The 10,097-nt window shown below is 68.2% G+C and carries 5 protein-coding genes and 3 pseudogenes; 3 read left to right on the forward strand and 5 right to left on the reverse strand.

The window, feature by feature from the left end; genetic code table 11:
• Positions 1 to 77: 77 nt before the first annotated feature.
• A complete protein-coding gene (locus tag ACWDA7_RS45995; RefSeq protein ID WP_450613286.1) occupies positions 78 to 800 on the reverse strand; it encodes a hypothetical protein in 723 nt (240 codons plus the stop codon).
• Between the two features lie 233 nt (positions 801 to 1,033).
• On the opposite strand from ACWDA7_RS45995, the gene ACWDA7_RS46000 reads away from it, so the two are divergent.
• Together ACWDA7_RS46000 and ACWDA7_RS46005 are read left to right on the forward strand one after the other, a co-directional pair.
• Positions 1,034 to 1,558, forward strand: coding sequence for a peptidoglycan recognition protein family protein (locus tag ACWDA7_RS46000; RefSeq protein ID WP_450613288.1), 525 nt, complete (start codon positions 1,034 to 1,036; stop codon positions 1,556 to 1,558).
• Positions 1,512 to 1,694: pseudogene (locus tag ACWDA7_RS46005) on the forward strand (hypothetical protein); the annotation flags it as partial. The gene ACWDA7_RS46000 and the pseudogene ACWDA7_RS46005, both read left to right, overlap by 47 nt.
• Positions 1,695 to 1,768: 74 nt before the next feature.
• Here the strand turns inward: ACWDA7_RS46005 and ACWDA7_RS46010 are convergent.
• The 4 genes and pseudogenes from ACWDA7_RS46010 to ACWDA7_RS46025 all read right to left on the reverse strand — a co-directional run bounded on the left by ACWDA7_RS46010 (position 1,769) and on the right by ACWDA7_RS46025 (position 8,337).
• Positions 1,769 to 4,171 (reverse strand): annotated as a pseudogene (locus ACWDA7_RS46010) (galactose oxidase-like domain-containing protein).
• A 56-nt stretch (positions 4,172 to 4,227) separates the two neighbouring features.
• On the reverse strand, positions 4,228 to 5,442 hold the full coding sequence (locus tag ACWDA7_RS46015; protein ID WP_450613290.1) for a glycosyltransferase: 1,215 nt from the start codon (positions 5,440 to 5,442) through the stop codon (positions 4,228 to 4,230).
• A pseudogene (locus tag ACWDA7_RS46020) lies at positions 5,439 to 7,078 on the reverse strand (ArnT family glycosyltransferase). The gene ACWDA7_RS46015 and the pseudogene ACWDA7_RS46020 overlap by 4 nt, the downstream one beginning before the upstream one ends.
• Positions 7,075 to 8,337, reverse strand: coding sequence for a glycosyltransferase (locus tag ACWDA7_RS46025; RefSeq protein WP_450613292.1), 1,263 nt, complete (start codon positions 8,335 to 8,337; stop codon positions 7,075 to 7,077). The pseudogene ACWDA7_RS46020 and the gene ACWDA7_RS46025 overlap by 4 nt, the downstream one beginning before the upstream one ends.
• 1,172 nt (positions 8,338 to 9,509) lie before the next feature.
• Between ACWDA7_RS46025 and ACWDA7_RS46030 the strand changes: the two genes are divergently transcribed.
• A complete protein-coding gene (locus tag ACWDA7_RS46030) occupies positions 9,510 to 9,821 on the forward strand; it encodes an integrase (RefSeq protein WP_450613294.1) in 312 nt (103 codons plus the stop codon).
• The last annotated feature ends 276 nt before the right edge of the window (positions 9,822 to 10,097 follow it).

Genomic DNA, 10,097 nt, shown 5'->3' on the forward strand with positions numbered 1-10,097 from the left:
CCTATGCTTTCGCGGCGATGGGCTATCCGAGGGATCCTGAGCTGTATCAGGCGATGCGGTATCGCCGTCACTAGTCCTCACGGCAGGAGCTTGCGCCGGAGCCTGGCCATGGCCTCGGGGCCGACCGCTGTCTCGGTCGCGCCACGCAGCGTCAAGCAGTAGTCCTTCGCACGCGCCAGGTCAGCGCGCGCGGACGCAATCTCCGTGCGCACCTGATCCTGGACGCCCTGGGGAGCGAGGCGAATGTCGCGCACCTCTCGCGCGCGGGTGTTACGGATGCTGTCGGCGATGGCGACCACGTACGTGGTGCGCTCCACGTCCAAACCATCAGGGCCGGCGACTGACCGGCCGGTCTCGATGAGACGCGTCAGGTCGTCCGCAGGCAGGAAAAACAGGGTGGTTGTGGAGAACTCACCCAGCGTTGCCTGACGGCCCCACCGTATGAGCAAGCCGGACTTCTGGTCGACCATTGGCGCCAGGTCCAGGTAGATCTGTGCGTCGATGGTGGCCATCAGCCCCTTGGACTCATCCAAGAGGGACCGCAGACTGGCTACCTCGCGCGCTTGCTGGCCCAGAATGCCGGTGAACTCCCCCGACGTCTCCGGCGTCCCCTCGCCATCAAGCAACTTCTCGGCTAGCACGAGCAGTTGCTCCCCACGCACGCACAGATCCTGCAACGCCACCACCACGCGTACCAAGTGCCGGGCAACATCCGCATCCTGGCCGAGTTGCCTGCCCTCGAGCAGTCTCCCCCAGTGCGAGGACAGAATCTCCGCCAGTTTCGAAATCAACCCGAACATTCCGCCCCTTCCTCCGTGGCAGTTGAGTGTAGTGAGCGGTGCCGCCCAGATCACTCCATCCGAGCTTTCGCACGGAGGTCACCTCGAGGCGAGATGCGTCAGGACTCCGCCTGCTCGGGCGACCCGCCACCCTCGAATGTGTGCGGGAACACCGCAGGGCTTGCCTGCCGAGGGACCGCCAGGTGGCCCCTGATGAGCAGTGAACATGGAGGCGCCGCGGGACGCGTCCCAACGTGGCCCAGCCACGGGCCGAAGACCAGTTCCTCGCTGGCCCGAAGAAGTCCGGCATCCGTGTCATGGAGCGCGGCGGCCGGCGCACCCACAACCACAATGCCGCCTGGGACCCGATCCACAGCGTGATGATCCACCACACCGGCCCGTACTCCACCGAGGCCGCCATGATGGAGCTCTGCCACACTGGCTACACCACTCTGCCGGGCCCGCTGCGCCACGGCGTCATCGCCCGCTCCGGCACCGCCCACCTCGTCGGCTACGGCCGCGCCAACCACGCCGGCTCAGGCGACGACAACGTCCTCAAGCCTGTCATCGCGGAGAAGCTGATGCCGCCGGACAGCGAGGCCAACACCGACGGCAACCCCCACTTCTACGGCTTCGAGTGCATCAACACCGGCGGCGGACAAGCGTGGCCGCAGGCCCAACTCGACGCCATGCACAGGGTCGGTGCCGCCCTGTTCCAGGCCCACAGCTGGAATGCGCGGTCCGCATGCTGCTACCCGGAGCACTGTGCTGCCGCATGAGAACGTGGCGCTGCACAGGCAGCTCGCGGGCCCGGTGCGGTATGAGCCGGCGGACCGACTGTGGTTCGCGGCACTGTCCGGGCTGATCCCACGACGTCGGCGGGCGCGCGTGCTCCCGATCACGCCCGCGACCCTTTGGACACTCCTCACAGGTGTGGCGGCCGGACAAGACGGCGAAGCGCGCGCCGCCGAGCTGCCGCCGTACAGGTGTCATCTGGGTGACATGCCGTCGGCACGGTCGCAAGCCAGGCCGTTGTGGTTCGGATCGAGCCGCAGCGGGTCGTCGACACCGTTGGTCTTCAACGGCAGCTTGAAATCGTGTCTGCTGAGCCACGTGCAGCGGGCGGCCGTGGTGGCCTTGACTGTGTTCGGGAAGACGGTCGGGATGCAGAGGTCGCGGGTGCCGTAGTGGTTGTCGCAGCCGGAGACACGGACGCCGACCGGGGCTGAGGTGCGCTTCTTCCCGGGCTTTTGGGGCTTGTTCGCCAGATCCCTGGCGAAGTCGTGGATGTGCGGGGACGGGGTGTCCGTGCCGGCCGAGGTGGCGGAGCGCAGTGCGGTGGCGCTCCCCTGGGCGTCCAGGTGGACCCACTTCGCCACCGAGGGCACACCGTTGGCGTCGACCGCGAAGAGCATGTACCAGCCGGGCGGGGCCACATTCGGGTTGCTGGTGACGTTGAGGTCGATCGTGGTGCCGTTGACGGTCATCGGCAGGTCGATGAAGCGCTGGTTGGGGTCGGAGGAGTGGGTGACCGCGGCCGGGCGGATCAGTTCGGCCCTGGCGATCGTGCGGTCGACGGTGATCCGCTGGGTGCTGCCGTAGGTCCAGTGGCTGTCGACGACCGAGGTGATCTGCGGCCGGGGGCCCTTGAAGAGGTAGGCCGGCGTGTAGATCGACACATTGTGGTTCCACGTGCCGTTGCCGGGGTTGTCGCCGGTGGCCATCACGCGGCCGTCCGGCAGCAGGAAGGCAGAGGAGTGGTAACCGCGGGCCTCGGGGTCGGCGGCCACGGGGTCGAAGGTCTGGGTCTGCGGGTTGAAGATCGAGGCCTCGTGGACGGGGTCGGCCCGGTTGTGCAGTCCGCCGCCGGTCTCCAGGACCTTGCCGTCGGGCAGGAGGACGGCCGAGACGTACATCTTGCCCTGAGCGCCGGTCTCCTGGGTGGTGCCCGTCGGCAGATCGACGGTGCCCTGGGGCAGCAGCGGTCCCGCGGAGTACGCCGGGTTCGGCTGCTTCAGGTCGATGAGGTCGGTGAGTCGGTTGGCGTCGGGGTTGCGCTCGATGTTGCCGCCGCCGATGGTCAGCACCCGCTGATCCTGCGCCGGGGGCAGCAATACGCTGGCCGACTGGTCGCGCTGGTCCTTGTTCTGCAGGCCGTTGATGGGCGTGACGGTATTGGCGTCGTAGTCGTAGACCGCCGAGCCGGTACCGGGCGTGCCGTTGCCGAAGACATGGCTGCCGGAGTAGAAGAGCCGACCGTCCTGCATCAGGATCATCGACGGGTACAGACCCCAGTACGACCAGGTCTGGTTGACCTGTGACAGCGGGAGCCAGTTGTTCTGCGCGGCCGACCACTTCTCGGCCGTCACCGAGCCGGTGGAGTCCTCACGCAGGCCGCCGAAGGACATCACGTCCCCGTTGCCCATCTCGGTCGCCGAGGGATACCAGTGGCCGTCGTTGAGGTCGTTGGTCTGCGTGTAGGTCTCTGTGTCCGGATCGAAGACATAGCTGTGCCGGTAACCCTCGTAGCCGTGCGAGCCGTCGGCGGCGGGGTAGGCCTTGTTGCCACTCATGACCAGGACGCGGCCGTCGGACAGTTGGATATGGCCTGAGCAGAACATGTCGTCGGGGGTGGGGATGACCTTGTAGGTGCCGGTCTCGGGGTCGTAGACGGCGGAGGTGAAGCTGCCGGCCGCGAAGTTGTCGGTGTTGTTGCCGGAGCCCGCGATGAGCAGCACCTTGCCGTTCTAGAGGACCACGGAGTGCATCGAGCGCACCGGGTTCTGCGCGGGCAGGACATCCCACTTGCCGTCCTGGCACTCCGCGGCGGTTCCGGTACACACCGGATCGGGCGGTGTGCCGCCGACGAGTTCGGCGGTGTAGTCGTCGGTGGTGACGCTGCCGACGCCGTAGACGGACACGCCCCAGGTGAGCTGGTCGGTGCCGGCCGGGACCGGCGGGGTGCGCACCTCGGCCTTGTTCCAGGCGGCGCTGACCGGCGGGTTCATCAGGTCGGTCCAGTACTGCCAGCCGGCCGTGGTGTCGTGCCGGAAGAGGGTGACCGCGGTGTCCGCGGTGGTCGACTTGTACCAGACCGACAGGTCGTACTGCTGTCCCGTCGTCACGTGCGGGGCGCAGTCGGGGGTCTCGGTCATCATCGCCTTGCGGTCGCCGTCCAGGCGGCGGGTCAGGGCGACCGTCACCGCCTTGCTTCCGGAGTGCGCGTCGGCGGTGGTGGTGGTGAAGGTGAAGTCGTTGTCTCCCCAGCCGGACTTCTCCCAGCAGGCCGGCATGTCGTCGGTTCCGGCCGTCTCGAAGCCGGGGTTGATGATGAGGTTGGTGCCCGCCTCGGCCGCCTCGGGGGCCGACAGCAGGAGGAACGGGGCCGCCATGGCTGCGAAGATGAAGGCGGTGGCGGCCGCGAAGGGGCCGCGTGCTCTTCTCGTCATCAGGCCTCCTCGATCTTTCCGCGGCGGCCGACTGCCCGGCGGCCGCGGCGTGGCAGGTAGATCAGCATCTCGGTGCCCGCGAATCGCAGGACGGAGGTCACGACCAGGGCGAATGCGGTCGCCGTGAATACCCCCATCCCGAGTCGTCCGACGAACAGCGTGATCAGCGGGATACGCAGTAGCAGGTCGGCGTTGGCCAGCAGCCCGAACCGGCCCAGGCGGTCGGCCCAGTGGCGGTGGCGACGGCGTTCCCGGAACAGAAGCAGTTCGATCAGCAGGAAATTCCACAGCACGCCGAACTGGTTCGCGACGATCTCGGCGGGCACATAGTGCATACCCGCGGACGTGAGCACGGCCAGCGCCGCCAGGTTGGGCACGAAGCCGGTGAGCCCGATCAGGCCGAAGGCCAGCGCCCGCGCGACCGGCGAAGCGGTGCGCAGCCTCACCAGGTGGGCGAGGAAGCGCATTCCCTCCCGGACGGTCGACTTGGACTCGCCCGCGTAGCGGTCCTGGAAGACGAAGGGCACCTCGGCGACGGGGCGGGGGCGGCTGCGGACCGCCAGCTCCAGCAGGATCTTGTACCCCAACGGGTGCAGCGCGCCGCTGCCGCGACGGTTGCGCACCACATCGCGGCGGATGGCGAAGAAGCCGCTCATCGGGTCGCTGATGCCGCGCAGGGCCCGCGGGAACAAGCCCTTGGTGAGCCAGGTCGCGCCGCGCGAGACCGCGACCCGGTAGGCCCCGACGAGCCCGGCGCGGCTGCCGCCGCCGGTGTAGCGGCTGGCGACGACCAGGTCGGCGCTCTTGTGGGTGCCGGTCTCGACGAGCTTGGGGACGAGGGAAGGCGGATGCTGCAGATCGGCGTCCATCACGACGACCCACTCGGAGTGGGCGGCCCTCAGGCCCTCGACAACGGCGCCGCCGAGTCCGCCGGCCGGGGTGTCGCGGTGGATGACAGTGACGGGGAACGGGCAGTCGCGGCCCGCCATCTCGGCCACCGCCGGGGTGTCGTCGGTGCTGTCGTCCACGAAGACGACTTCGCAGTCCGGCAGCCGCTCAGGGAGGGATTCGGCTAGCCCGGCGAGGAGTTCGCGGATGTTTCCGGACTCGTTGAAGGTGGGGATGACCACGGTGACGGAGCCGGGCGCGGTGGGCGCTCCGGCGCGCAGATCGGGGGCGTTGGCCTCTTCCGTGCCGCTACTGAATACGGTCACCTGGTTCCTCCAGCGATGCGACGGATCTCGATGCGGTCGGCGCCCTCGCCGAAGACCGCGACCGGGGTGGAGTGCTGTAGTGCCGCCTTGACGGTCGGCAGGTCGACGGCGTCCCGGCGCACCGTCGGGGAGGCGACCACGTAGTCGATGTCCCGCCAGCCGTTCGGCAGCGTCCTGGCGACAGCGGGGTCGAGGTCGGCCTTGTAGAACCAGATGGCGCCGTCACCGGGGCGGTATCCGGCGTGGACGAGGTCGAGCCACAGGGCGTCGTCGACCAGCGCCCGCGTGCGGCCCGGGTCCGCCACGTCGTCCCGCATCCAGGCGGCGGCCGCCCGGTAGGGCGCGTTGGCGTCGGCGGTCAGGGCGGTGCGGTCGCCGTCGTACCAGTGCGATACGACCCGGACGGCGACGGTCGCGCCCAGGGCGGCAAGCAGCGTCCCGCGGCGTACCAGAAGGCCCGGCCGCCGCGCCGGGCGCTGCGAAGCAACACCGTGTGGGTGACGCTCGCGGCGGTCCCGGCGACGATCAGCGCGAGGAAGGGCAGCGCCTGGATCACGTACATGGCGGGCAGATAGCCCGACGGACGCATGGCGACCAGAGCGAGGGTCGCCACGGCGAGAGCGGGACCGGCCAGCGCCCTGGCCGTCACCGACCAGTGCAGGACACCGAGCAGCAGCACAGCGCCGGCAAGCCCGCCGAGCGGAAGCACGGTGTCGTAGTAGAGCCACGACTCGAAGACCGCGTGCGAGTTGGTGCCCTTGGCGAGGATGAAGCCCGAGCCCTGGCGGCTCATCTGAAATCTGATCCCGTCGATCAGCGAGACGTGCCCAGGGCCCGGGAACAGTTCATAGTTGAGCAGGGCATAGAGCGGATACCCGAGCCCGGTCAGCCCGCACGCGACCACCGCGCCGGTCACCGCGAACTTGCGGGTGTCACGGTGGCTGTGCTGCCACATCGTCACCAGCAGCGCCGGCAGCACGACCAGCATCGTCTCCTTGCTCAGGACGCTGGTGGCGGCGGCCAACCCGGCCCCGAAGTGGTGCCACAGATGGTGGCTGGGGGACGCGGCCAGGCAGAATGCCAGCAGCATCCACATCACCGCAATGTTGTCGAGGAAGATCTCCCGCTGCAGCACGACCGCCAGCGGCGACAGCCCGAACAATGCCATGCCGAGCCCGGCCGCCCAGCGCGGCAGGCCAAGCCGTCGCGCCAGCACGTACAGCAGCGCCGCACTGATCCCGCTGACCAGCAGCATCGCGTAACGCATCGTCGCCACCGTCATGGCGTCCTGGTCGATCAGCGAGGCCGGCCATGTGATGAGCGCGATCTGGATCCAGCCGACCGGCGGGTGGTCGTACCAGTACGTGTAGTGGGCCAGCCCCCTGCCCTGCTGGACCGACCAGGCCTGCGCGAGGTACGTGCCCTCGTCGTCGCTGAAGGTCGGGAAGCGCGTGATGTTCCAGCCCTGGACGGTCAGGATCACCGTCAACAGAGCGCCGCACAGGAGAAGATCCGGACCAGAGGTGCGTAAGCGGAATCGTGGAGCGGGGCTCTTCGCGGCGCGGTGGGCGCCGGTACGCGGCGCGGGCACAGCCGCAACCGGCGGCGCAGTAGCGGTGAGCCTGGTGACCGTCACCGGCGCACGTCCTCTCGGGTCGCCTCGGTGAGGTGGGCGCCGACATGGCGGGTCAGCTCCCAGTCGTTGCGGCCGCGCTTCTCGCGCCACACCGCGCGGGTGGCGGCTCCGGCCAGGAGGAGCTGGTAGAAGGGGCCGCCCACGATGAGCTTGACGTAGTGCACCAGGCGCACCCGCAGGGCGTACTGACGGCCGAAGTCGTGCAGGCCCACGATCTCGAAGACGAAGGTGACGGTGGCGGTCAGCGCGGGCAGGAAGGTGACGACCGTGATGCCGACCGGGACGTCGACGAAGAGCGCCACCCAGATGTTGATCGGGATGATCACCCCGGTGAACGCCTGGAAGAACGGCGTCATGAGGGTGTAGCGGGCGAGCATCCGCTGCCCCAGGGTGGGCAGTTGCTTCCAGTCCTTTTTACGGTAGACCTGAAGGAAGCCCTGGTTCCATCGGGTCCGCTGCTTGAGCAGACTCACCAGGGTGCCAGGTGTCTCCTCGCGGGTGACCATCTCGGCGTCGTACGCGACGACCACGCGCTTGCCCTTGCTGGACAGCCGCACTCCCAGGTCGCAGTCCTCGGCGAGGCAGTTCTCGTCCCAGCCGCCGACGTCCCGCAGCACGTCGGTGCGGACGAAGACGGTGTTGCCGCCGAGCGGGATGAAGCCCTTGAGCGCGTGCAGGTGCAGCCGGCTGCGGAACCAGAAGAAGTACTCCAGGCAGTTGCGCAGGCTGTACCAGCTGGAGTGGAAGTTGATGAGCTGGACGCCGCCCTGTACGACATCGGCCCCGGTGGAGCGGAAGGCGTGGTCCACATGGGTCAGGAGGGCGGGGTGGACCTGGTCCTCGGCGTCGAAGACCCCGACGACTTCGCCGGAGCAGTACGGCAGCGCGGTGTTGAGGGCCTTCGGCTTGTTCTTCGACTCGTTGGTGTCGACCACCACCCGTACCCGGTCGGGCGCAGACGCCGCTACCCTCTCGGCCACTTCGGCGGTGCCGGGGTCGTCGTGGCCGACGATAATGATGATCTCGTAGGCCCCGTGCGTAGATTTCAGCAGGCCGTTGACGGTGTGTTCGAGAACCGCCTGCTCGTGCCTCGCGGGAACCAGCAGGGAGAAGGAAAGGCCCGCGTCCCCGTCGGGCCGCGCGAAACGGGTGGCCGCCAGCGTCTCAGGCGTACGCCAGGCATGCATCTGCCACCAAAGAGTGAACGCCGCCGTCCAGAACAGCGCCAGCGATGTCGCGGTGATGAGCGCGGCAAACAAGTAGAACTCCTCAGACGGGCTGTGGAGCACCACAGCTGTGAACAGATCCTCGTGGGTTGGTGCCGGTCGCGGAGTCGGCGACGAGAAATCCGGGCATGCTCTCGTTTCCCAGGCGCATGCGGGGCCCCGGGACGCGTACCTGAGAATTACGGAATTCCGCGTGTCACGGCAGATTTGGTCTGCGGAAGTGGTCCTGTGTACGCGGCTGAACCGCCCGGCACACCGGTTCATCGGGCGGAAACCGAAACGTACAGCGAAGGGATGGCCAATCTGTCCGGCCGGCGAAGACGACCGCGTCAGCGGTTGGCGAGCGCCTCAACACTCCAGGTGCTGCCCCTGAAGTCGCACAGTGTGCCGGTGGTGGTGCGACAACCTACGTCACCCGCGCCGCAGACCGAGCGGATTTGAGTGGCCCGCGCCCTGCAACTGCCCTGGTACTGCAACCGGAAGGGGCCTTGCCCTTAGACCAGACGGCGAGCGCGCACGAGGGCTCGTTGCGACGGCGCCCTCCGCAACGAGGTGAGACCGGTCCGGCGGTTTTCTCGGCCCTCTGCCCAGGACCTCGAGGCCGGAAGCTGTCCCATGGGCTCTCTTTCGAGTTCTTGCACGTCGAGCATGGTGATTCCATTTCGTGACGGGCGCAGCAAGACGTATTGGGGGTGCACGCAACACCGTCCAACGCCGTTGGACGATTTGTCCGGCGATGTTGGACGCTAGTTGCTGTGTGCATTGCCTTGCAAGCCGCTCCTGCGGAGGATTTCCGCGTCGAAATCACGCAACGGGGAAACCAGCAGGTGAGCGCCTCATGGATATGGCTCGGTCGCCGGTGGGACGCAGGTTGGGGCTCACCCGTACGAGTCAGCCCGGCCGACTGCGTCCTGGCGAGATTCCCGCCAGTCGGAGGTGCGGGTTGGGGCGCTGTCAAGTCGGCCTCGGTTCGTCAGTGGCGATCGGCCACTGATCGGTTCCGCGGTTCATCCGTAATATCTCGTTGCCGGGCAATGCGGGCCGTCGCATGCCGCTGGCACTGGGTGCGCCGGGTTCCGCAGGCCCTGATCTGCCGGTCCTTCCTGGTCCTCGTCGGGTCGGGGCCCGTGTGGGGCTCGCAACGTCATCGCTGCAGGTGGGAGCCTGCGTACCGAGCCCTCGGCAGTGGCTGGGATACCGCACGGTTGATCACCTCACTCCTGTACCGGGCCACCTGTGCGTTGCTGTCCGCGCCGGCGGTACCGCTGCGCCGGAAGACCGCCGAGGATGCCGAACTACTGGTGCTGCGGCACGAGAACGCAGTACTGCGACGGCAACTCACCAATCCGGTCCGCTACCAGCCCGCTGACCGGTTCTGGCTGGCCGCACCGTCGTCGCTGATACCGCGCCGCCGCTGGAGCAGCGTCTTCCCGCTCACGCCAGGGACGCTACCGGCCTGGCACCGAAGGCTGATCGCCAGCAAGTGGGACTACTCCGGCCGACGCCGACACATCTGAAGAACAGCGTGGCAACCTCGCCCCGTGCAGCCTCGACGAGCTCGCCGCACTGGCCCGCACCCGCCTGAAACGGATGCAGTACCAGCCCGCCCTGCTCGACGGCTTGATCGCCGAGACCGGACTCATCCCGGCCCCGCCATGACGTCACCTCGAACCGAAAACCTCAGTAGTCAGCACCAGCCCGGGCCGCGCTGGTCCATCGCGGCAAACCGTACCGATGCGCCCGCCTGCTCGGCGCGTCGTGATCTGCCGGATTCCTGCGCGTCAGGGATGCTG

This window comes from Streptomyces sp. NPDC001156 (assembly GCF_053598275.1).